The sequence below is a fragment of the Paenibacillus sinensis genome, from assembly GCF_019904155.1.
Lineage (GTDB): Bacteria > Bacillota > Bacilli > Paenibacillales > Paenibacillaceae > Paenibacillus_AQ > Paenibacillus_AQ sinensis.
On the sequence record NZ_JAHCMB010000153.1, the window covers coordinates 46,536 to 67,839 of the forward strand.

General features: G+C 53.7%; 31 protein-coding genes, 1 tRNA gene and 2 pseudogenes. 8 read left to right on the forward strand and 26 right to left on the reverse strand.

Annotation, left to right across the window (positions count from 1 at the left end):
* Positions 1-29: 29 nt before the first annotated feature.
* The 15 genes from KIH86_RS17860 to KIH86_RS17930 form a co-directional block, all read right to left on the reverse strand.
* Positions 30-518, reverse strand: coding sequence for a hypothetical protein (locus tag KIH86_RS17860; RefSeq protein ID WP_223082214.1), 489 nt, complete (start codon positions 516-518; stop codon positions 30-32).
* A gap of 118 nt (positions 519-636) precedes the next feature.
* Positions 637-1,068 carry a nucleoside triphosphate pyrophosphohydrolase family protein gene (locus tag KIH86_RS17865; RefSeq protein ID WP_223082502.1) on the reverse strand — a complete coding sequence of 144 codons (432 nt, stop codon included), beginning with the start codon at positions 1,066-1,068 and terminating at the stop codon, positions 637-639.
* 184 nt (positions 1,069-1,252) lie between these two features.
* A complete protein-coding gene (locus KIH86_RS17870; protein WP_223082212.1) occupies positions 1,253-1,558 on the reverse strand; it encodes a DNA-entry nuclease in 306 nt (101 codons plus the stop codon).
* Between the two features lie 15 nt (positions 1,559-1,573).
* Complete coding sequence (locus tag KIH86_RS17875) at positions 1,574-1,981, reverse strand: hypothetical protein (RefSeq protein WP_223082210.1); 408 nt, start codon at positions 1,979-1,981, stop codon at positions 1,574-1,576.
* Between the two features lie 12 nt (positions 1,982-1,993).
* Positions 1,994-2,932: an AAA family ATPase gene (locus KIH86_RS17880; protein WP_223082207.1), complete on the reverse strand. Its 939-nt coding sequence runs from the start codon at positions 2,930-2,932 to the stop codon at positions 1,994-1,996.
* A gap of 5 nt (positions 2,933-2,937) precedes the next feature.
* Positions 2,938-4,908: a DNA polymerase gene (locus tag KIH86_RS17885; RefSeq protein WP_223082204.1), complete on the reverse strand. Its 1,971-nt coding sequence runs from the start codon at positions 4,906-4,908 to the stop codon at positions 2,938-2,940.
* Entirely contained in the window at positions 4,896-5,741 is an 846-nt protein-coding gene (locus KIH86_RS17890; RefSeq protein WP_223082201.1) for a DUF2815 family protein, read from the reverse strand. The genes KIH86_RS17885 and KIH86_RS17890 overlap by 13 nt, the downstream gene beginning before the upstream one ends.
* 28 nt (positions 5,742-5,769) lie before the next feature.
* Positions 5,770-6,969 carry a DUF2800 domain-containing protein gene (locus tag KIH86_RS17895; RefSeq protein WP_223082199.1) on the reverse strand — a complete coding sequence of 400 codons (1,200 nt, stop codon included), beginning with the start codon at positions 6,967-6,969 and terminating at the stop codon, positions 5,770-5,772.
* Entirely contained in the window at positions 6,969-7,436 is a 468-nt protein-coding gene (locus KIH86_RS17900; protein WP_223082196.1) for a hypothetical protein, read from the reverse strand. The genes KIH86_RS17895 and KIH86_RS17900 overlap by 1 nt, the downstream gene beginning before the upstream one ends.
* A gap of 125 nt (positions 7,437-7,561) precedes the next feature.
* Entirely contained in the window at positions 7,562-7,876 is a 315-nt protein-coding gene (locus KIH86_RS17905) for an AbrB/MazE/SpoVT family DNA-binding domain-containing protein (protein WP_235775468.1), read from the reverse strand.
* Positions 7,842-8,042 (reverse strand): hypothetical protein, encoded by a 201-nt coding sequence (locus KIH86_RS17910; RefSeq protein WP_223082194.1) that lies wholly within the window; start codon positions 8,040-8,042, stop codon positions 7,842-7,844. Before KIH86_RS17910 ends, KIH86_RS17905 begins: the two co-directional genes overlap by 35 nt.
* Before the next feature lie 2 nt (positions 8,043-8,044).
* Complete coding sequence (locus tag KIH86_RS17915; RefSeq protein WP_223082193.1) at positions 8,045-8,845, reverse strand: ORF6N domain-containing protein; 801 nt, start codon at positions 8,843-8,845, stop codon at positions 8,045-8,047.
* 14 nt (positions 8,846-8,859) lie between these two features.
* Positions 8,860-9,204, reverse strand: a complete 345-nt coding sequence (locus tag KIH86_RS17920) for a hypothetical protein (protein WP_223082190.1) — start codon at positions 9,202-9,204, stop codon at positions 8,860-8,862.
* An 87-nt stretch (positions 9,205-9,291) separates the two neighbouring features.
* Positions 9,292-9,591, reverse strand: coding sequence for a helix-turn-helix domain-containing protein (locus tag KIH86_RS17925; RefSeq protein WP_223082187.1), 300 nt, complete (start codon positions 9,589-9,591; stop codon positions 9,292-9,294).
* A complete protein-coding gene (locus tag KIH86_RS17930) occupies positions 9,588-9,812 on the reverse strand; it encodes a helix-turn-helix domain-containing protein (protein WP_223082185.1) in 225 nt (74 codons plus the stop codon). Before KIH86_RS17930 ends, KIH86_RS17925 begins: the two co-directional genes overlap by 4 nt.
* A gap of 200 nt (positions 9,813-10,012) precedes the next feature.
* Between KIH86_RS17930 and KIH86_RS30155 the strand changes: the two are divergent.
* From KIH86_RS30155 to KIH86_RS17945, 4 genes and pseudogenes are all read left to right on the forward strand, one after another.
* Positions 10,013-10,189 (forward strand): annotated as a pseudogene (locus KIH86_RS30155) (helix-turn-helix domain-containing protein); the annotation flags it as partial.
* Positions 10,190-10,501: 312 nt separating this feature from the next.
* A pseudogene (locus KIH86_RS30160) lies at positions 10,502-10,615 on the forward strand (helix-turn-helix domain-containing protein); the annotation flags it as partial.
* 7 nt (positions 10,616-10,622) lie between these two features.
* Positions 10,623-11,084: an ImmA/IrrE family metallo-endopeptidase gene (locus KIH86_RS17940; protein ID WP_223082181.1), complete on the forward strand. Its 462-nt coding sequence runs from the start codon at positions 10,623-10,625 to the stop codon at positions 11,082-11,084.
* An 87-nt stretch (positions 11,085-11,171) separates the two neighbouring features.
* Entirely contained in the window at positions 11,172-12,440 is a 1,269-nt protein-coding gene (locus KIH86_RS17945) for a tyrosine-type recombinase/integrase (RefSeq protein WP_223082179.1), read from the forward strand.
* Positions 12,441-12,524: 84 nt separating this feature from the next.
* On the opposite strand, the gene KIH86_RS17950 is transcribed toward KIH86_RS17945, so the two are convergent.
* From KIH86_RS17950 to KIH86_RS17960, 3 genes are all read right to left on the reverse strand, one after another.
* Positions 12,525-12,610, reverse strand: a tRNA-Leu gene (locus KIH86_RS17950).
* 97 nt (positions 12,611-12,707) lie between these two features.
* On the reverse strand, positions 12,708-13,535 hold the full coding sequence (locus KIH86_RS17955) for a sugar phosphate isomerase/epimerase family protein (protein ID WP_223082175.1): 828 nt from the start codon (positions 13,533-13,535) through the stop codon (positions 12,708-12,710).
* Between the two features lie 187 nt (positions 13,536-13,722).
* Positions 13,723-14,118, reverse strand: coding sequence for a WGxxGxxG family protein (locus KIH86_RS17960; protein WP_223082173.1), 396 nt, complete (start codon positions 14,116-14,118; stop codon positions 13,723-13,725).
* Between the two features lie 124 nt (positions 14,119-14,242).
* On the opposite strand from KIH86_RS17960, the gene KIH86_RS17965 reads away from it, so the two are divergent.
* Positions 14,243-14,398 carry a hypothetical protein gene (locus KIH86_RS17965; protein ID WP_223082171.1) on the forward strand — a complete coding sequence of 52 codons (156 nt, stop codon included), beginning with the start codon at positions 14,243-14,245 and terminating at the stop codon, positions 14,396-14,398.
* 17 nt (positions 14,399-14,415) lie between these two features.
* On the opposite strand, the gene KIH86_RS17970 is transcribed toward KIH86_RS17965, so the two are convergent.
* Entirely contained in the window at positions 14,416-14,751 is a 336-nt protein-coding gene (locus KIH86_RS17970; protein ID WP_235775469.1) for a YolD-like family protein, read from the reverse strand.
* A 289-nt stretch (positions 14,752-15,040) separates the two neighbouring features.
* Positions 15,041-15,565 carry a hypothetical protein gene (locus KIH86_RS17975; RefSeq protein ID WP_223082166.1) on the reverse strand — a complete coding sequence of 175 codons (525 nt, stop codon included), beginning with the start codon at positions 15,563-15,565 and terminating at the stop codon, positions 15,041-15,043.
* 137 nt (positions 15,566-15,702) lie between these two features.
* On the opposite strand from KIH86_RS17975, the gene KIH86_RS17980 reads away from it, so the two are divergent.
* Entirely contained in the window at positions 15,703-16,149 is a 447-nt protein-coding gene (locus tag KIH86_RS17980) for a NucA/NucB deoxyribonuclease domain-containing protein (protein WP_316503132.1), read from the forward strand.
* 91 nt (positions 16,150-16,240) lie between these two features.
* Here the strand turns inward: KIH86_RS17980 and KIH86_RS17985 are convergent, their stop codons facing one another.
* The 4 genes from KIH86_RS17985 to KIH86_RS17995 all read right to left on the reverse strand — a co-directional run bounded on the left by KIH86_RS17985 (position 16,241) and on the right by KIH86_RS17995 (position 17,427).
* A complete protein-coding gene (locus tag KIH86_RS17985; RefSeq protein ID WP_223082163.1) occupies positions 16,241-16,378 on the reverse strand; it encodes a YjcZ family sporulation protein in 138 nt (45 codons plus the stop codon).
* Between the two features lie 93 nt (positions 16,379-16,471).
* On the reverse strand, positions 16,472-16,585 hold the full coding sequence (locus KIH86_RS17990) for a YjcZ family sporulation protein (protein WP_223082161.1): 114 nt from the start codon (positions 16,583-16,585) through the stop codon (positions 16,472-16,474).
* Positions 16,586-17,021: 436 nt separating this feature from the next.
* Positions 17,022-17,153, reverse strand: a complete 132-nt coding sequence (locus KIH86_RS29860; protein ID WP_262416363.1) for a hypothetical protein — start codon at positions 17,151-17,153, stop codon at positions 17,022-17,024.
* A gap of 157 nt (positions 17,154-17,310) precedes the next feature.
* A complete protein-coding gene (locus KIH86_RS17995) occupies positions 17,311-17,427 on the reverse strand; it encodes a YjcZ family sporulation protein (RefSeq protein WP_223082159.1) in 117 nt (38 codons plus the stop codon).
* A 135-nt stretch (positions 17,428-17,562) separates the two neighbouring features.
* Between KIH86_RS17995 and KIH86_RS29865 the strand changes: the two genes are divergently transcribed.
* Both KIH86_RS29865 and KIH86_RS18000 read left to right on the forward strand, forming a co-directional pair.
* On the forward strand, positions 17,563-17,691 hold the full coding sequence (locus KIH86_RS29865) for a hypothetical protein (RefSeq protein WP_268964198.1): 129 nt from the start codon (positions 17,563-17,565) through the stop codon (positions 17,689-17,691).
* 102 nt (positions 17,692-17,793) lie between these two features.
* Complete coding sequence (locus tag KIH86_RS18000) at positions 17,794-18,075, forward strand: thermonuclease family protein (protein WP_235775470.1); 282 nt, start codon at positions 17,794-17,796, stop codon at positions 18,073-18,075.
* A gap of 149 nt (positions 18,076-18,224) precedes the next feature.
* On the opposite strand, the gene KIH86_RS18005 is transcribed toward KIH86_RS18000, so the two are convergent.
* Positions 18,225-18,830 (reverse strand): acetylglutamate kinase, encoded by a 606-nt coding sequence (locus KIH86_RS18005; protein WP_223082154.1) that lies wholly within the window; start codon positions 18,828-18,830, stop codon positions 18,225-18,227.
* Positions 18,831-18,909: 79 nt separating this feature from the next.
* Positions 18,910-21,270 (reverse strand): beta-galactosidase, encoded by a 2,361-nt coding sequence (locus KIH86_RS18010; RefSeq protein ID WP_223082152.1) that lies wholly within the window; start codon positions 21,268-21,270, stop codon positions 18,910-18,912.
* Between the last annotated feature and the right edge of the window lie 34 nt (positions 21,271-21,304).

Genomic DNA, 21,304 nt, shown 5'->3' on the forward strand with positions numbered 1-21,304 from the left:
GAGCATAACGCCGGCCGCAATCGTCACATTCAAAAGCTTCCCACTTCATCTGCTTTCCTCCTTAAAAGGGCCTGCTTCCCGAGCCTGCCGCTCTCCGATCGGCTCATCGGCGGCTCTGTCGCTGCCCGCTCATAGCTCCAACCTTGTTCCCGGACCCGCTCCCGGAAGAGCACAGCGGGAATCCCGTTTCGCGCTGCTGTCTCGATCCACTCCAGAGGGTACTTGCGCCGCACCTCCCGGCCACGCCGAAGAGACTCTTCCACTGGCACCATCCGCTCCGTCGCTGCTCGCTCAGGAGACCAGCCGACGGATAATCGACGATAAAAGGCTGTAGCGGTTATTCCATTCCGGTCAGCGACAGCCCTCCACTCGCTGCGGTCCGCTTGCTGCCGCACCGGCTGCGTGCAGGCGCGCTCCGTGTCCCAACCATAGATCCTTACTCGCTGCTCAAGCGTCGCGGCACAGATCCCGTTTGCCGCTGCCCGGTCGTAGTCCCCGGGCGTGATGTAGAGCCCCATTTACGATGTCGCCTCCTTGGCGGCGAGGAAGGGAGCGTCAGATAGACCTCTCCGATCACTCGTCCGCTGTCGTCTGTGATAATGTCCCAAGGGATATCGCTAAAGAACGGATCGTCAGTCACAATACTTTCCCACCGTGCCGCAGCGGCCGCGTGGCGTTGTAGGCCATCTTCTCGGCGATCGCCCGCTCCAGGTCGATGTCATACCGCCCGCAGGCGTCCATGACTCGGATCACGATGTCTGCCAGTTCGGACGGGATGCCGACAGGCTTCCAGTAAACCGACTTCTGTCTGACATGCGTAACCAGTAACCCGTCCTCCGTCTTCTCCTCGTAGCGGAAATCTGCCGGCTGCATGCCTGACCGATAATCTTCCAGCGCCTCCGATGCTTCGCTGTGGATCAACGCGATAATCTCCCCAAAACTGCGGTCCTCGTCCCACCAGCCTTTGCTGACGGCGTTATTGTGTGCTTCCTTGACCAAATCGTTAATGGCCTGACCTCGCTTCAGAACAACCGGATTGCAGTCGTCCCAATGCCCGTTGCGCTTCATGATCTCGACAACCTCGCCGGCATACGGCTCATCCAGATTCACGATGGCGTACTGGTTAATCGACTTACCCTGCTTCTCACGTTCGGCATTGACCAGGTTGAGCAGGCCGTACATCTTCTGCATCTGCTCCTCCGGCAGCTTGTCAATATCTTCGATTTTCACAACTACATGCGTATATCTCACATCAATTCGCCTCCAATTTTCGTTTGTAGCTATTCCGGTAATATTCGAGCAGCCCCGCCTTCTTGAGCGAAGCATATTTGACTCGGCAGACATGCTCTGTCTTTCCAAGCGCAAAAGAAATAGTTCGGGCATCATCGATGCCGTAAAAGGTGCAAAGGTACTCAAGATCATCCTGGCTAAAGGGCTTCCCATGACTAAAGTGAAAGTCTGGATGATATTGCATTCGACCTCCACAGTCATAGGTTATGCCATCAATCGCGTCATCCGGATGCGGAGCCAGCGCCCCGCGTATAAATCGCTGACCCACGAAGATCACTCCTCATCACACTAACTTCGCACTTCTCCAAAAGCCTTTGTTTCCCCGATTCTCAAATTGCTTCTGGGCCATCAGGGCCCAATATTGATCGGGTCCGAACCTCTGCTTAATTCGTTCCCTTTCCCGTAGCAGGTCCCGGAACAGCGAATCCAACTCTGTCTCCGGGTAATACCAGCGCGGCCAACCTTCTCCCGTGGTGTGCCGGTTAATCTGCTTCCGCCCAATGTCTATGTTGTATCGGTACTTGTACTGCTTCTTCCCCCGGTGATCTCCTATTCGAATGCTATTGGCCACGCCATAATCCAGCTTCAAATAGACACTGCTCGTCGTGACGCTGTCATATCGCTGTACGATAAAACCCTCACGCTTTAGTCGTTCAATCAGCTCAGCAGCGATAAGGTCGGTCTGCTGCATACCTAAATCACCTCAATTTCGTTTCAGAATTTCCATCAGGTCCAATTGCATCAATCGACTTTGCGCCGCGCTTATAGTAGACAACAAGGCTGCTTTCTCCGTGCTTCTCACATCGCTCACGGAGTGGACAAGGTCCTGAGACGTCAGTGTTGCAAGGTCTTTGCGGGAAGGCTGAGTCAGCCTCGAAACGCGAACAGATTGCTTACGAATGGACCTCTCAACATGGTTTCTAACAGTGCGAGCATTGCCGAAGTTTGGCCGGCCCTTCTCGATCCACATCACGCTGGCCAAAGCATCCAAGTAATCAGGTGCCGCAACATACTCCTGCTCTTGGAGCATCTGCTGAGCGATCTGCACAAGCTCCTGCACGCTGTAGTCCGGAAAATGGATTGTCGTAGGAAACCGAGAAGCTAAGCCTGTATTGAAATTCAGAAACTTGACCATGTCCTTCGGATAACCTGCAGCGATCACCACAACCTCGTCGCGCATATCTTCCATGTACTGAACAATCGCCGCAATATTCTTCATGTCCGAGTTATGAGCGGCATGACCGATCAATGAATAGGCCTCGTCGATGAACAGCACACCGCCTTTTGCCTGTTTGAACTTATCACCGATTATCTTCTCGGATTGTCCCACATGCGGATGTGCGACGTTAGAATTGCTGATTTCAACGAAAGGAACTGTAGAGCCTGATCGTTTCAGCAGCCCAATCTCAGCGAAGGCCTCGCCGATCAGCCGCGCAGCCGTTGTCTTCCCCGTTCCTGGGTTTCCCGTGAATACCATATGATTCGACTGCGGTTGCGCCTTCAGTCGATTTTGCTTTCGGAGCGCTGCAATTCGGCTATACTGCACCATCTGCTCCACTTGATCTTTAACAGCAGCCATTCCTGGCATCGCCGCTAAACGGTTCAGGGCTTCCTGAGCTTTTTGGTTTATTGCAATATCCATTCGTATCAATCCTTCATATAAAAGTCCGTTACAAAGCCTGCACCCTTGAGCGGTAGCCCCGGCGCCCATGAAATCGGATCGGCCATAAGCGCCAGCACCTTGTCCAGTTCCTCTGGCCGATCCGACTCAATCCCCAGTTCGTCGTGTACGTGCAGGACGGTGCCGTAACCGGCCTGCTCGGCCCGTAACAGCGTTACGGCCAAGCAGTCCCGAGCGATTGCCTGCACCACGTTCTCGACAAGCTTTCCGCCATATGTGGATATCAGCGACCACTTGCCGGTCTTTTGGTCAGGACCCATGTAGTGCAGCGCCTGCTTGCCGAAGTCGTTCTGCGCCAGGCGCGGCTCTACATAATAGAGCTTCCGTCCCGAAGGGAGCTGAATGGTGAAGAAGTCCAGGCCATTGCCGTGGTGGCTTTCCCGGGCGAAGATGACGCCCCGGACACCAACCGGCATACCGGTCTCCATAACTTCAATCGCCGCCCGCTCGAAGGCAAACCACAGATCGCAGATTCGGCGATTCGCATTCCGCCACCGCAGCACGATTTCCGGAAGCTCCTCTTCCTGCAGTCCCATATCAAGAGCGCCCATAGCGATCAGCGCACCGGCTGCGCCCTGGTAGCCCAGCGCCAGCTCCGCGACCTTGCCCTTCTGCCGAAGGTCCTTGTCCACATCTTCGAGGGGCACGCCGAACATTGCAGATGCCGAGGCCTCGTAAATCTTGCCGTGTGTCGCAAACACATCCAGCCGCCACCGTTCATCCGCTAGCCAGGCGATAACCCGCGCCTCGATCGCCGAGAAGTCGGCGACAAGGAGCTTCTTGCCTGTCGGAGCTACAAATGCAGTCCGGATCAGCTGAGAGAGTGTATCGGGCACGTTCCCATAGACAAACTTGAGCATGTCCACTCGCCGATCCCGGACGAGCTGCCGGGCATATTCGAGCGTCTCCATCTTGTTCTTAGGCAAGTTATGCACCTGTACCAACCGGCCCGCCCATCGCCCGGTACGGTTCGCGCCGTAGAACTGGAGCAGCCCTCGCACCCTACCGTCCTCACAGGCGACCGTCCGCATGGCCACATACTTCTTGGTGCTTGTCTTCGATAGCTCCCGGCGAATCTCCAGAACACGCTTGGCCTTGCCTGGCTCCACAGTCTCGATCAGTCCGGATACGGTGTCCTTTCGAAGGTCCTCAACCTCTTCGCCGATCTCCTCGGCCAGCCATTTCTTGAGCTGCTGAACCGACTTCGGGTTATCAAGGCCAGAGAGCTGCACCGCCTCGGCCGTCAGCTCTGCCGTGATCTGCTCGTCCACGGCCAGCGCGCCCTCGACAAGCTGAAGGTCACAGGCAATGCCCCTGGCATTGATCCGTTGGTCAAGCTGCCAGAGCTGCCATTCTAAATCTGGTACCGAAAAAGGTGATAGCCGGCGAAGGATCTCCATTTCGGCCACAACGTCGTTTATGCAGTACTGCTTAAATGTTTGCCACTTCTCGGGCTCGTGGTGCGGCAGCGTTCGAGTCCGATAGCCATTCGCCTTAGCCGGCTTCTTGATCGGTACACAGAATGTCCGAATCAGCGAGCCGCCTACACCCATTTTCTTCTTGTCTTGCGGTAAGCCTAGCGCCTCACCCACCTTGCCGAGGCCTGAAGGGTATCCGCAGTAAAGACCATGAACCATCGTGCAGCGCCAATGCTCCAGCGGAGTGGGCCAGAACTTGCTAAGGGAGTACCATTCAAACGCCGCGTTATATGCGTGTTTGATGACGTTCGGATCGCTGAGCGCTTGGATAACTTCGCTTGGTACCTGCTCACCTTGCACCAGATCGACGATCTGCACCGGGCCGCTGTCCCACGAATAGGCAAATAGTAGAATCTGAAAATCAGGGGACTGCACATATCTGTACAGTCCCGCTTTCTTGATGTCGATGGAGCTGAATGTCTCGATGTCGATCGAGAGGTGCCAAGTCAGATCCCCCATACGCCGCCACCCAGAGGTTTGCCGGTGATCGGGTCAATCTGCTGCTGCGGAGGCTGAGCAGGAGGTTGCTGGCCATATTGAGGCGCAGGAGCTTGGCCATACCCCGGCTGCTGACCGTACTGCTGCGGGGCTTGTCCATATTGCGGAGCCGGTGCTTGGCCATAGCCCTGCTGCGGATACGCTGGCGGCGCTGTTGGCTGCTGACCGTACTGGGGTTGCTGTGGAGCTTGACCATATTGCGAAGGAGCGGCCTGTTCCCAGCCCTGCGGAGCCGGTGCAGGAGCATAGCCCACGCCACCTCCATTCCCGCCAAATGCTTGCTCTGCCGTTACGCGGCCTCCAAGCGGCTCACCCTCGCGGAGGATCTGCACCGGTCCAAGGCCAGCGCCGATACCCTTCTTACCGCTGTTGAGATAAGGGAAGAAATTGATATTGACCCGGCCATATACGCCAGAATACACACGCGTCTGGTCGATGATTGGGCTCATGTCCTGCGCGACGACAGCCTGCTGCTGCTTGCTGCTGGCCGTCAGCACCCAATGACCTCTGCATTCAGGGCCGAAGGCTTCACCGTTCGGACGCAGTCCGTCACCATCATGAATCGGATTAGCCAATTGTGGAGGACGCGCCCCGTTCCAGATGCTCGTTGTTCCCTTCTGGGCTGCTGCTTCGATGGCCGCACTGATTCGCTGCATCGTTGCAGCGTCCGATTTCGGGATCAGAATGGTTGTGCTATATTTCGGCTCCTGCCCGGGCTGATTGGCCCGCGGAGTAAACAGATTCACAAAGCTCAGTCTTACTTCCCCGGTGGTTACTGCTGTCTCAGTTGTCATTTGTCAGTTCTCCTCTTCGCAATGTAATTTATGATTGCTCCGGCGGCGTGCCGAACACGTCCTCCGGTTTAACCTGATTGGTGATGGCCGGACGCTTGTCGCTGTCCGGCGCGAGTGTCGGCGCTCCTGTCCGCTTTTCCACATGGCCGGTGTCCTCCAGCAGTTCCTTATAGACCTTCCTGGTCAGCGCATCTTCGAGTTGTGGCGGAGTCAGAGGCTCTCTATTATAGAGCACCGATTCGTCAATGCCGTTAGCCTTCAAATGAGAGAAGGCCTTGTCCAGATCAACATAATCACGTTTGCCGCGGCCCTCGACAGCTTTCCAGCCAGGAACAGTCCCTCCGCGAAGAGCTTCGGCCAAAGCTAATTTCTTCGCTTTTTCAAGCCAGGTCGCAATAGGTCCGGCGGCCTTAATGGCTTCCCCGAAATCCTCCCAGCTTGATAGCGGCGGTGGTTGTGGAGGCGGCGTTTTCGCGTTTTCGAAAATTGACGCGATTTGAGCGGAACAGCGGCCATTCGCCCGGCAGAATTTACAATGGTCGCCCATCAGAAAATCGCCCTCGCCGTTATACGCTTGCTGCGCAATCGGCTTGATTGACTCACCCCAGGCCAGTAGATCCGCTACGGGCAGCGACCATTCGGACGGCGTATCCCAGACTTTCGGCTGCACAATCGCCACATGAACCTCTGTGATAGGGAACCACATCGAAAATGCTTTGTAGGCGCCCAGCGCATATATCATCATCTGCGGGTTCTCCTCAGCAGGCACCGGCACGCCGGAACCATTCTTGTAGTCGATGATGTGCAGCCGACCAGCACCGATGATGATGCAGTCACTTGTGCCAAAGCCCTCCGGCACGTATTCGGTCAGGTCCAGCTTCCGTTCTACCGCGATATGCGGCGGGGTCGGGAAGGCATGAACGATGCTCTGAATGTAGTCCAGGTAAGCGTTCGTGTGCTCCTCGATGATCGGCTCGTACAGATCATGCTTCTGTTTCTTCTTTAGCTCGGTATTATACTTCCTGGTCGCCAGCCCGAAGAAGGCTTTCTGCAGCTTCAGCTCCGCTATCTCATGGGCGAGTGTACCGCGCTTGGCGGCCTCGCTCTCCGTGTCCGGCAAAGTCGCCTCCAGCCGGGCGCTCGGCGGGCAGTGCAGCCAGCGGTGTGCCCCGCTGGCCGAGAGCAGGGCATGTGCCCGCTCTGCATGTGCAATCTCGCCCGCTGCCATTAGATCCGCGCCCCCAGGGAACGAAGGAACGTCGCAAAGTCGCCGTAATACTGCGGGTTAAGCTGCGTCAGCGCCTGTGCGCCGCGCTGGCCAATCCACCCAAGCAGAGCGGGTCCTTGTCCTGCATCGATAAGTGGCTGAGCAGCGACACCGAGCTGATCCAGCGTATAAGCCGGAGCGGATGTCGGTACTGCACCGGTCGGCGGCTGCGGCGCCGGAGCTTGCGGCGGTTGATAGGTAGGTGCAGGAGCTTGCCCATAGGATGGAGCTGCAGGAGACTGTGGAGCAGGCTGCTGACCCGCGTAATGCGGAGTCTGTCCGATCTCAGGAGCAGGTGCTGCAGGAGTTACAGGGGTAGCGGAAACGGGTGCTTTCTCGACTTTAGCAGACATGAACGACTGCAAGGTCGTGAGCTCTTTGACGGCTTCAGCGGCGTCGCCGCCGGTAATGTTAATTTGTACTGGCATGATGGTCCTCCTCGGATAATATAGAATGAATGCATGAAACACAGACTTGATGATCGTTCCATTCTCTGATCAATCGGACGTTGACCATATGGCCGCAGACGCCGCAACGAACACGTTCAGATAGTTTAACGATGGGCATTTTTGTCATAGAGCTGCTTGATCTTTGCGATGCATTCCGGGCAAACCAGCTTCCCGAACAAATGCGCCATCCCCGGGCCCGTCTCCTCACAGAACATGCACCCCGGCGCGTATTTCTGGAGAATGATCCGCTGACCATCCACGAAGATTTCCAGCCCGTCCTTCTCCCCGATCCCAAGGGTACGGCGCAGCTCCATAGGAATGACTACCCGGCCGTTTGTGAGGCGCCACCGGAGCCGCCGGAGCTCAAGGCGCCGTGTTGTCACCTCAGCCGGCATCAGAATACTGGAACTGGCTTGCATGGCCGGCATCCTCCTTTGATATAGCGGACAGCGTCTCGACGATCTCGTACCGCGCGGCTCCGGGCTTGCCCAGGTGCTTGACCCGGTGTGCTGCCAGTTCGGCTTCGATCGCTTGGTCCAGATGCCATTTGGCGAGGGCCAGGTGGTCTTGCGTTGACAGTTCCATGGTTACGCCCCCTCTGCCATGCCCGGATCAATCCGGTTCTGAACGGCCATTTCTTTCACGATGGCGAAGTAGACTTCAGTCAGCCGAGCATCGTCGAAAATCACATCCAGCTTACTGATCTTGTCCACCTTCGACTTAGCCGTTCCCTCCAAGGAGAGGCGCTGCTTCTTATTCGTGACCCGCTTCGACAAATCGCAGCGCGCCCGCTCTTCAAGATGCTTATAGCTGTCAGAACGAACATCCTGATACGAGCTGCCACCGCCGAGAGACTGAGCAATCTTGTTCAGCAGCGCCGTGACCTTCTTCCGGCCGTCCAGTGGATTCAGGGCCAGAATCTCATTGGTCTGCTCTACTCGCTGTTCCACGGCGTCCAGGCGCTTCGCCTGTTCTGCAGTAGCCAGTTCCATTTGAGCGACAGAGTTAAATATCTGACTGAACATTTGAAGCTCCGGGGACAGCGCGGCGGTGTTGAGCTTGACGCTGTAATAATCGTCTACGAGCATTTCGTAAGCTTCCCAAGCCTTGTCCGTGTTCAATGATTTGGCGTGCATCCACGCGCCTTTTTCGGTCCAGAGGTAGAGAATAGAAGCAAATTTTAGGGTGGCATCAATTTGATGTGCGGTTTTGAAGTCCTCTAAATCCAGTCCGCGAAGCTCAAAATAGTGCTTACCTTCGGTATACCGTTCTTTGTTTCGTGAAAAGTTGTTCGTGATGATTTTTGATTCTGCGCCAAAAGACTCGGCCAGATGAGCGGTCAACAGCACACGATGACCAGCATGGTTGATGATCTGTAATTGGGTCATTCTGCATCTCCTTTCTAATGATTGGCATTAATCCAGATGGCGTAAGACGACGAGCCGTCGTCGGTTTCTGGTCGGATACCAGCGCAGAGAATGGTCTGAGCATCCGATTGGTGGAAGCAGTACATGTACGCCTCGTCCAATTCAAGACTCACTGTCCCGATCTCGAACGCGATGCAGAGGCTGCCGTCCGGAAACTTCGCCAAGTCCGGATTGCTGGCTTTCCCGCTCCAATAGGTGAATGGATCGGAACCGCGAGTGATTTCAATGGAGCATTCAGCATTAAGCTGGTGCAGTTCCCGAAGCAAATCTCGAAAGCGTTCAGGTTCACATTCGTCGAGGATTATGGAAGAATTGTTCATTTGGTCGCTCCTTTCTGTTTCGAGATAAGCATATCCGCGATTCATTACGCCTGCGCTACGGATTTACTGCGGATTTTGACGTTTCTGTCATTGGCCAGATGAGCGGTAATTCCGTGCTTCCTCTTCCCGCTTCCAGCGGTCAAGGCTCACGGTGCTGAAGAGATAACGCGGATTCTTACTGCCATCCGCACCTACTGTCCGATGCGGAATGCGTTTGGCCTTGCAAAGTTGCCGGAGAGTATAGTCGCTCATGGAGAGGTACTCACACGCTTCAGGGACCGTCAACGTCCGGTCTGATGCCACAGCCATCCGCTCCATGATCCGATTCTCCGCTTCTGCGACGTGCACGGCCACAATGTCGGCGATGGCTTTCTCAAGAGCCGTCATTTGCACACCTCGCTTTCTTCCACAGGCCTTACCAACTCATCAACGGTACAGCCCAATGCATTAGCGATTTTCAACAGCTTGTCAGCGGTAGGTCCGGACTCTTTCTCGCCTAATTGGTAAATCACCGACATCGTAACGCCACTCTCTTTGCTCAAGCGGTAACGGGTCCATCCCTTTTCTTTGAGAAGCCGGTCAACATTATTTTTTACTGCCAATCCCATGTTGCTCACCTCCTGAAAACAATACTACCGTATACGGTAAGTTTTAGCCACCCTTGTAATTTACCGTATACGGTATTAAATCGGTTATTATCTCATTTATTCTCGCCTATGCTTGACTTATCACCGAATACCGTTATATTATTACCTCATAAGGTAGTACTTTAAAAAGTAATAGGAGGTTTACTCAAGTGGAATATCAGGTGAATGAAATAGCGGATAGACTTAAATCCCTAATAGAAGAAAAGGGGCTGACTCGGTATAAACTCGCAAAGCTAACCAAGGTGCCATACACAACACTTATAAAAATTATGGACGGCACAACAAAAAACCCGCAGATTGAGACGCTGAATGCAATCGCAGATTATTTCGGCGTTTCTGTCGACTACTTGACCGGTAATTCTGTTCGCTCCTTGATCGAGTTCGAATCCGAGATGGCGGGTCTTACCCTAGATGATTTGGCGAATAAAGCTGGCGTTAGAAAAGACTTTATATTAAACATCGATGATATAATGCCTGACTCTGACGATTATGCGGCAGTTGAGCGGATTGCTAACGCTCTCAAAATGAAACCCGCTACTTTGCGATCGGCATTAGCTCGTCAAGAGCCACCTGCGTATGATGGGCCTGTCCTAACTCCAGAAGAAGCTTTCGCGGATACGGAAGAAGAATTCGAGAATGAAGACCTTGATGAGACTATTGCCGCGCACCACGACGGAGAAGATTGGACTGAGGAGGAACTAGAAGAAATCAAGCGTTTCAAGGAGTTTGTCAAAATGAAACGAGGCCATCGCACCGGGGAGTGAACGCTGCTTGAACTACGAAACCCTATTAGCCAAGGCTGACACCAGAGCCGTTGAAGTCTATGAGGTTGAGTTAAAGGGAAGCCTGAAAGGTTTGTATAAGGATGGTATTGTATGGATCAGGAAAGGCCTGCCTGCCGATGAGAAACGGTGCGTGCTAGCCGAGGAAATTGGCCACTACGAAACATCCGCTGGCAACATTCTGGATCAGAAAGACGTTCGTAATCGAAAGCAGGAGCTGCGTGCCCGACAATGGGCCTATGAGGAACTCGTCCCCCTCTCGGCGATAATACAGGCCCATAAGGCACGGCTTAAAGGACGACATGAAATCGCAAACTTTCTGAACGTGACTGAGGAATTCCTTCAGGCCGCCATCGATCGTTATCGGGATAAATACGGACTGCTGGTGCCGTATCAAGATAGATACTACATACGCCTTGATCCGCTGGGCGTCATAGAAATTTTCGAATAATATCTAACCTTCGTGCTTTCCAGCCGCAAGGCTGTTTAAATATAACTCAAAACCGAACATACATTCGCAAAAAAGGAGGGGAATCTTATGGCTAAGGGAAGCATTGAGAAGAGAGGGGAACGCACTTGGCGGCTGACCGTGGATCTTGGATTGAATGCCGACGGCAGCCGCAATCGACCACGGAAAACGGTCACCGTCGAGGATGATGCCTTACTTAAAACGACGAAACGATTGCGTGAGTATTTAGAAGATGAGTTGGCTGTGTTTAAACAAAAGGTGTTAAGCGGAGAGTACGTTGTCCCTTCAAAGATGACTTTTGAGAAATTCTACAGAGAGGAGTGGAAACCTAAATACGCCGAAGTTGAGCTTGGACCTACTACTCTTCCTTCCCACTGTTCGAAGATCGAGAACTATGTATTGCCAGCTATTGGGCATCTACAAATAGAGGCGATCACGACAATGAAACTCGTTACGCTCTTTAACGACCTCCGTAAGCCTGGTGCACGCATCGACAAACGTACGAAGAAAGATACCATCTCGTCGCGGACGATACAGTACATTTACGATGTGACAATGAGCGTGTTCAAGCGAGCGATGGAATGGCGAGTACTTGAAAAAAATCCGTTGGCCGGTGTAAAAAGGCCTCAAATCAGCAAAGCAGACTTGAAGGCAAGACGTGATCGTCAGAATTACTTTGAGGAAGATGAAGCCGAGCAGGTTATTCATACACTGCTTTCAACGAAATCTGTATGGAGGTTATATTTCCTTGCAGCCATTTTAGGAGGCTTCCGTCGTGGTGAGTTAATTGCACTTCAGATCGAGGATTGCGACTTTGAAGGTAATCGCTTGCGGATCGACGAGAATATTTCTCGGACCGAGAATGGAGAAGCGATTATCACAGATACCAAAAACTCGGCATCGAATGATTATGTTGATATGCCCGCCTGGTATATGGACGAGCTAGCCGCTCATGTAAGGGATTTAAAAAAGCTTAAAATGAAGATTCGAGATAAGTGGGAGGGCGGTGAACGTAACTTTGTATTCCATTCTGGATTTGGCAAACCATATTACCATACGACGCCGACTCAGCGCTGGAAGGAGTGGTGTGAGCGTAACGGATTCCGAGACGTATCCTTACATGGGCTGAGACACACGAATGCGACATACCTTATGGGGAGCGGAGCAACAATCAAAGAAATACAGCATCGACTTCGCCACTCAACATCACAGGTAACGAGTGACACTTATGCGCACGTTACAAAAAAACTCAGTAAGCGCACCATATCGCAGCTAGATAAATTTGATCCGAAGGTTCGCCCCCAATCCGTCCCCAATGCCAAAAAAGACGCATATTAAGCTCTTGTTTGTCGAATCAAAAATCCTCTCGGACAAAAAGAAAAATCCCTTATGGTATCAAGGGATTTCGCTTTAACATATGGATGCCGAGGACCGGGATCGAACCGGTACGGTAGTCACCTACCGCAGGATTTTAAGTCCTGTGCGTCTGCCAATTCCGCCACCCCGGCATGGGATGATGCATAGTAGCGCCGCGTAGCGCGACAAGAAATATCATAGCATGGTTCTTGGAAAGACGCAATCCATTTTTTATGGCGTTCCCGTTCCTTATACGCTTGGCGTTCCGAGTACGGAACGGAGCCAGTCTGCCGACCGTTTCATGAACAGCAGCTGATTGGAAGCGTCGAAATGCTCAATGGCATAGACGCCGTCATATCCGCTCTTGACGAGTCTGCCGACAACCTCTGCAATCGGGATGCAGCCCGAGCCCATCGGAGAAGGATACAGCGGAGTGCCGTCCGCCGCCATCTTGGGCGCGCCCGCCTCGGGATTGTCCAGCGAGCGGTCTTTGCAGTGAACATGAACGATTCGGTCTTTAAGCTTCTCGTAAGCTGCCAGCTCGTCCTCGCCACGGTATTTGAAATTACCTGTATCGAAGGTGCAGCCCAGCTCCGGAACCTGCTCCAGAAACCACAGCAGTTCATCCGAGACTGAGAATGGCGCCCTGCTGTCGTCGAAATCCTCCATCGTTAAGGTTATGCCCCGGTCCGATGCATACCGGCACATTTCGCGCAGACTTTCAGCCATCCGCAGCAGCGCCTGATTCCGTTCCTCCGCTCCGGCTGTTTCTTCGATAAATCCGGGAATGGCCAGCACCTTGATCGCTCCCAGGAATGCAGCCGTCTCAATGAAGCGGTGGGCTCGTTCGGTCTGGGGCTGCTCTCCAAATTCAAAGAAAGCGTATACACAAGCAACCGTCAAGCTCGCTTCCTCCAGTGTGCTTCGGATCGCTTCCGGATCGGCGCTTGCTTGATCGAAATCCAGCTCGACACCCTCAATCCCATACGCCTTCACCTGCTTCAGCACCTCTTGAATGGAAAGTCCCGTCTGTCCGCTTGCAGTCAGTGCATGATCGTAAAATACGGAAATCTTCATCGTCTAATGTCTCCCTTCGAAGCCGGCGCATAACCGCGAGCCTGCTATGGACACTATAGAAGATTTAGGGGAAAAAGTCACTGTCCTATTCCGCACATTCGACAAAAAATTTGGACGGCGCCCGGACACAGAATAACCCGCACCGGCGCTGCCGCCTGTACGGGCCATGTCTGTAGTATCGCGTGAGTTACCGGCGGTCGCCGCTAGGCGTCGTTCTGTCACCAGTTCTGCTGCGCATGCCGACCAGACCGAACAAGCCAAGCAGACCGAGCCAGCCCCAGTTCGAACCGCGGGTAGTGGTCGCCGTGCTGGTGGCGCGGTATGTGCCGGTGCGGGTATTGGTTGTGTTCAGCGGAGTTACCGTGTGACCGGCGCGGTTCGTTCCTGTCATCGTATGATCGTTGGTGTATGTGCCCGTCGGGTAAGATGTGGTATAGCCCCGATTCACATTGCCGGTCAAGCCATCATTGGTGTAGACGCCAGTAGTACCATCAACTGTCGCCACACTTTCAGCATAGCCAACACCAGCCAGACTCATCGACAGAACAGCGCTGCAAGCAAGAGTTGCCATTAGCTTTTTCAAAGGTAAGTCCCTCCTGTATGGGTTAGTCGCTGTTAGCTTCCCCCGGCACCTGATTCTCTATACAGGAAATTCGCATGAATCCGCGCGGCACAGAGCACACTATCCGAAGAAAGGAGGTATATCCATGGACATCCACAGCGACCGGTATCAGGTGGCAACCCTTGAAGAACGGGAAGAAGCGATCGAAATTATCCGCAGCGCCGAAGCCGACATCGCCCGGCTGACCGGAAGCCCGGTTACCCTCATCGCTTACGAGCAGAAAGAGGGACACCAGGCCTGAACAGGCAGTGGCCTGAGTTAGCTAGGCTGCACCTCCACAATATGGTCAAGACCGATCCATCTCCATTCGCCCGACCACTGAAGCTTGATTTCCCGGGTGTGGGCATGGATCGAGGTGACGAAGCCGCTCAGCGTCACATTCTCGAACGGGTCGAACAGGACAAGGTTAACCCGCACATGCTCCCGCAGCGACAGGGTCAGCAGCCTCTCCATTTCTTCCCGCTTCTGATCGTCCAGCACAGGACGCTCCCGCCGGAGCGTCTCTTTCTGTTCCTCCAGTATCCGTCTTTTATGCTCGGGCAGCATCATCCGGCTGCTCTCCCATAGTCCGTTTCCCTCGAGTTTCTTGCCCAAGGAATTCGCCTCCTTCATATTACGGGAACGTATGTTTGTATTATATCCGCATCAATGCCATTTCATCAACAAGGAAAAAATGACATAAGGATAAACGCCTGGCGGCGTCATCAGACGACGGGCGCTTACCGGAGAATATCCTTTGAGAATATTCCCGCACAGCCGGGCTTTGAGCCGAAGCGGATTCAGGCACTTGTGCATAATCCCGAAAGCCAATTTCATCTTTACATGTCAAAAAGACGCCGGCGGCATGTGCGCCGCAGCGCCCTGACAGGTTTTGATACAGATGTTAATCGGCTTTCTGATCACTCAGCAGTCCGGTCGCTTCCCTGGCCTGATTGAGCTTGGAGATGCCGTACAGCATCACGATATCGGCGTTCTTGTTCATCTGGTCGAACTGTTCAGCCGTAACGTTCGGGGAATCCGCGCTTTCGGATGCTTCTTTTTTGATCTTGTACGCTTTTTCGAAGGAGTCCTTGGCTTCAATCAGCATCTTTTCGATCTCATCGGGGAAGCGGGACGACACCTTGACCTTCTTGGCCTTGTCCGCCAGATCGGATGACGTATCCTGAAATTTCTTGATCGCCTTCTCCAGATCATCTGCCGACAAGGTTCCCGCCGAATAAGAGGACAGTGCTTTATTAAAATCATCCAGCGATGATTTAGAGCTCTCGTCAAGGGCCGAGACTTCATTATAGAAATTCTGGACGTACTCTTTCGTATCTTCCTGCGAATACTCGGGTTGTGATTTGCCGCCGCAGGCACTAAGCAACACGACCGCCGCGACCGCGCCGGCCAGTAAGGTTCTTCTCATCTCTATGATCCCTCCTGCTATAAAAGCATAGAGAAGATTGCCCGTTTGCGCAACAAAAAAAATCGGGAATTTTCTACCCTGCGCCTGCTCCGAGCGATTATAATGGAAAAGATACCTCTGCAAGAAGGAGCTGGAAAGTGCGCAAACGAAAAAAGAAACGAAACCCGAACCTGCTTCTCCTTATTTTGCTGCTGTTCGCGCTGGCTTATCTGGCCGAAAGGAACGGCTGGATCGTCCAGGAGCCGGAACCGCCGGGTACGGCGGTTGTGAAGCTGTTGTTCCCCTCGGACGAGTATCCGGAGACCGCAAATCATATTCAGAAGGCAATTAAACGCGGAGAACCCAATGTCTGTACGATCGACCGCGATGGAGCCGAGGAGAACCGCAAGGAGTCGCTCAAAGGCGTTCCCGCCAAAAAACGCTATGACCGCGACGAATGGCCTATGGCCATGTGCAAAGAAGGCGGCTCTGGTGCGGACATCGCATACATAAAGCCGGCCGACAACCGCGGAGCGGGCAGCTGGATCGGCAATCAGCTTGAGAAGTACCCGGACGGAACCCGGGTTGAATTTATTTTCCCATAACCTGCCTTTATCCGGCCATACTCCTGCTAAGGCCCTCTAAACATGCAGCAGCCCCTCCAAAATAATCTTTGGAAGGGCTGTCTGCGTTAAGTTAGACCCAGAAGGCTTTAGTGATGATAACAAGCAGGATAAAGAGCACCAGGATAGCAGCAGTCGAAGTCATTGGACAATAAGCCGGTCCTGTATTTGCTCCGCCTACTTCTCCGCCATCGCCGCAATATGAACCCATATTCAAGCCCTCCCCGATGATGAAATCTGCGAACCCCTTGTTAAAGGGAGCTTCAACCACCTATCTCCACGAATAAAGCTCAGCTAAAAAGTACTACAGACAGAAAGCTTTAGTGATGATTACCAGCAAAATGAACAGTACCAGAATGGCAGTAGTCGAAGTAAAACCACCGTAACCGCCTACACCTGCACCACAAGCTTCACCCATCGTCATTTCCTCCTTTATAGTGGATATATCACAGGATATGCGTGATCGCCTTCAGTGACTGGGTGTAGTGAAAAAACATTTGGCAAGAACGACCATACCCAGTCCACATGCTCTATTGCTTATCAGGACTTGCCATTCATTGCTTTCCAGGAAGGCCAATTTTCCTCGCACTCCACGCGACCATCAACGCAATAAGGAGCAGAATCAGCAGCGCTGCCGGAAACGACTGAACGCCCAGAACTTCCAGCGAGGCCCACCTACAATTCCTCCGCCAGCGATAGCCAGATTCCATCCGCTAGTATTAATCGGCATGACGATATCTACCCCTTTACGGAAAAGTGCCAATCACTTCGCGCATCGGGCTCGTCCAACTCAGCTGGGCATGCCACAATGAACCAGCCCCTCCCGGCCGGGAGGGGCTGGCAGTGACTTCATTTTAAACCCAGAAGGACTTTGTTATAATAACCAGAAGAATGAACAGAACCAGAATGGCATTAGTCGATGTCATTGGACAGTAAGCCGGCCCCACATTAGCTCCGCCTACTTCGCCGCCGCAGTATCCACCCATGATCGAAACCCTCCTTAATGTTAGATACACCTCAGCATATGACTATCTGTGTCTTGCTGTATGGGCATAACGGTAAAGAAATGCGGGGCAAAAGCCGGGATCAATAAAAAAACTGCCGGTGTTATACCGGCAGAGCTCCATGCACAGGCGGCGAAAATCAGTATAAGAAGGTACGGGAGACGATCACCAGAAGAATGAACAGAACCAGAATTGTCGTTGTCGAGGTCCATCCACCGTAGCCCGCACCAGCGACGTTGTTCGAGTTTTCACACATGAACAATTCCTCCTTCTTAATGTGATTCAACATAGCATATGCCAAGCACTGCGCGGCAAACTGGGTAATCAGGAAATGAAACGCAAGGAACCGATCAGCAGGGGAGTGTCTGCCAGAATGTTGAAATCCAAACCGATGCGACTTCTTGTGGGGCTGATCGCAATCGTGCTGCTAGGGCTGGCCGCTTGGTCCGAACGGGAACCGCAGCAGCAGCGAGATTACGAGATCCTGGATACCTATATCTTAAGCGATATGCCCAGCTAGGAAGCGAAGGTTGTCTCGGTTACGGACGGCGACACGTTCACTGTCAGGCTGGACGACGGCTCGAAGGAGAAGGTGCGGCTGATTCTGATCGACACGCCCGAAATGTCTCCTGAAGAGCCGTTCGGACCGGAGGCTTCAACCTTCACGAGGAAGCTTCTGCAAGGCAAGCAGGTTACGCTTGAGTTCGATCAATCCGAACGGGATCGTTACGGCCGCCTGCTCGCCTATGCCTATATCGGGGAAGAGATGGTCAATGAGCTGCTGCTGGAGAAGGGCCTGGCGCGTGTCGCCGTGTTTCCGCCTGATGTGAAGTACGAGGAACGGTTCCGGGACGTTGAACGAAAGGCGCGGGCGGCAGGCATTGGGATCTGGAGTCTGGAATAAGTTAAAAAAAGGACCCTGCCGGACAATCCGGCAGGGTCAAGTGTCATCTAGGGGGTATGAGATTACTATAATCTCCCGAGCTTAAAACAGCATGAGAACAAGTTGAAAGTTTCCTGAATACTTGCTTCCCTTGCTTCCGTGGGTTAGCCTCAGACTTGGAATGCCGACGGGAACTGACGAACAACGCCTTCAGTCATCACATCGGCCATTTCATAGGCCTGCGGCTCAATGCGGTCGTTGGTCGCGACATTCTCCGTGTAATTTCCCGAAAGCCTTGCGGCCACTTCTTCGGTAAGCAGCTTCAAATGCTCATACATCATGCGCTGCCATTCCTTCTGGGACCAGAACGGATTGATTCTGGCCAGAAAGACAGCGATGGCATCCGCGTTGGCATACCATCGCTTCTGGGCATCCGCCGCAGCCTGGGTATTGCCGGCTTTCAGCAATTGCACAAGTTCCGCCGCAATTGTGAGATGCTCCCGAAACAATCTGGCGAACTCGGAGGCGTTGGCCGTGCCATAGAAAGGTGTCAGCACAGCCGCAAAATCATCCGGGTTTCGAAGAAGGCGGTTTAACGTCGGCTGTAAATCCGGCAGGCTGCCAGCAATACTGTTGACCGCGAGACGGGTCCAGTAAATATGCTGCGCCCAGAGGGCCCGGAACTTCTGGTTCAGCTCTACCTTGGAGCGCGGCCATGGGCAACTGCGAGCCGCCACATACCCATATGAAGAATAAATCGGGGAATAACCGTACATGGGATGATCTCCTTTTTTTCATACAGTATATAGGCGGATTCCCCATTTGGTTCCGGATGCCCGCTTTCCGCCGCATCATTCACCGGATGTTCAAGCGAATCTTGTAGAGGGGCGTTGCGGTTACGCTGTGAAATACGGCCGACGCTTCCCCTTTAAACCGCTGCTTGATCGCCATTGCCGCTCCCGTATCCACGGTTGTAACGCCCCGGCGGAGAGGCGTCGTCTCCAGCACGATTTCTCCCAGTGACAGCTTATCCCTGAACCGCGAAAGCCCGATCTCCCAGGGAGTCCCGTCATAGAAATGATCATGAAACAGCCTGCCCTTCGAGAAGGCATAGCCGACATTCCCCGTATAATCGACAGACAGTATGAGATCCGTTACTCCTTCCGCTGTCTCCGGCTCCACCGTGACAAGGAGCTTGTGGTCGTGAATGCGTTCAATCGCAAGTCTGGGTTCGTAAGCCGAAAACTTGATCCCGCAAGCAACGAATCGGCCTTTCCGCATGGCGTTTACAGGGACAGCGACATCTCCGGCTTCCATCGTCCAGACCGGCAGAGAAGCGCCCTCCGGCACGTACTCGCGAAATTCGAATTCAGTCCGTCCCAGGCTATGGAATTCGAGCCCCTGCTTGGCCGCGGGGACAAGGGGCACGGAGCTGAACAATACGCGCCGGACACCGTCCTGCTCCAGCAGCCATAAACCGTCGGCTTCCTCGGGAGTCATGACATACAGACATACCTTGCCTCCATCTGTACGCTTAATCGTAATATGCGACGAGGTTCCTTGCGGAACTACCAGGCTGAAGCTGCCGTCTTCTTCCCGGAACAGGCTGCCCTTGTCCATCTCGATGCGAGCGACTCCGTCCGCTTCCAGCCGGAGCTCGGCGTCGATGCCCTCCGCCATCCGGAAGAAATACGCAGGCTGCTCTCCATGTTCCAGGACCGTTACCGGCTCGGCTGTTGCATACCGGAGCTGCAAGCCGGGCATCCGGAAGCGGAACGGCAGCATGCAGGAGACGTTCTGTCCAACGGTCATTGTGGTTCTGTGAGGGAACACAAGAGTCTCGTCATTCAGCGAGATGGAGAATGACACTTCCCGATGCTCCTTCATCTCTACATGATCCTGATAGTTGTTGATGAACAGAAAACCCGACCTTCCATCCGTACGGACCGCATAACGCAGGTCTTCCGTATTCTCCGGCCCGATCTCGTCCGCTCCCTCTGGCAGCACCGTCGCCATCGGAGCAAGACTGCTTCCGAAGGATTGCAGGAAATAGTGCAGGCTGCGGATTCCATGATTGGATTCCCGAATCTGCCCGAATTCACCGATCGGCGCCTGAAAGTCATAGGTGATCCGGGGCGTGGTGCTTTCATTGAGGTAGCCAGTCTGTGATACCGGATTCGTGCCGCCGTGAAACATGTAATAGCCGACAAAATTGCAGCCGCCGGCGATCTTCATCAGGCTCATGGCCTTCACACTTTCCGGTTCGACCCGGAAGCGTGACAAATACCAGGTCTGCATACCCCCGCCCATCTCGCAGCAGGCGAAAGGATACTTGGTCTTCGGGTACTTGGGCGTGAACTCTGGAATCACCGATTCCTCGTTATGATAATTCACGAACAGATACTCCCGGGTGGGGCGTTGATCAGGATTCTCCAGATTAACGCTCCAGGGGGTATAGGCGTATCCGCCATACAGCGGAAGCACTTCGTCCTCGGGAATCGGAGCGCCGCCCCAGCCCGTACAAGTGTAGAGCGGCGTCCGAAGCCCTGCTTCGAACGCCAGATTCTTGAGATTGCGAATATGCTCCTCTCCCCCGCTTCCGCCGCTCAAATATTCGTCGCCCTGCTTGGCAGTCAGCTCCCATAAGGCGGAAGCAGCGTTGAATTCATTCTCCAGCTGAATTCCGATGACCGGGCCGCCGTCTCCGAACATCAGGCCGGCCGTCTCCCGGCCAATCTCCGCGTACAGACGGCGGACATGCTCCAGATAGCCGTCATCGTTCGAGCGCACGTCGAAGGTTCTGCCGAACAACCAGTCCGGGAGTCCCCCGTTTCGGACCTCGCCATGGCAGAAAGGGCCGACACGCAGAATGACGTATAGGCCACAGTCGCCGCACAACTCCACGAACCGTCTGAGATTAAGGTCTCCCGTCCAGTCATAGATGCCTTCGTTCTCCTCATGATGGTTCCAGAATATATAAGTCGCCAAAATATTGACCCCGGACATTTTCATCTTGCGGATTTCGGTCTCCCACTCTTCGTTCGGATAGCGGGAATAATGAAACTCTCCACAAATTCCGAAATAGGGCGCTCCGTTCAGCTGCATGTAATAATTGGTGAATCCAATTTCATCTCCCTTCGGGCTTCGTCCCCCAAGGCGCAGAGTGGAAGGCCGGATTGCCTTCGGTTCAATATCGGCATTCAGGTAATGGATCATGGCGTGCGCTCCTTCAAATTTAGTCGTATTCGCT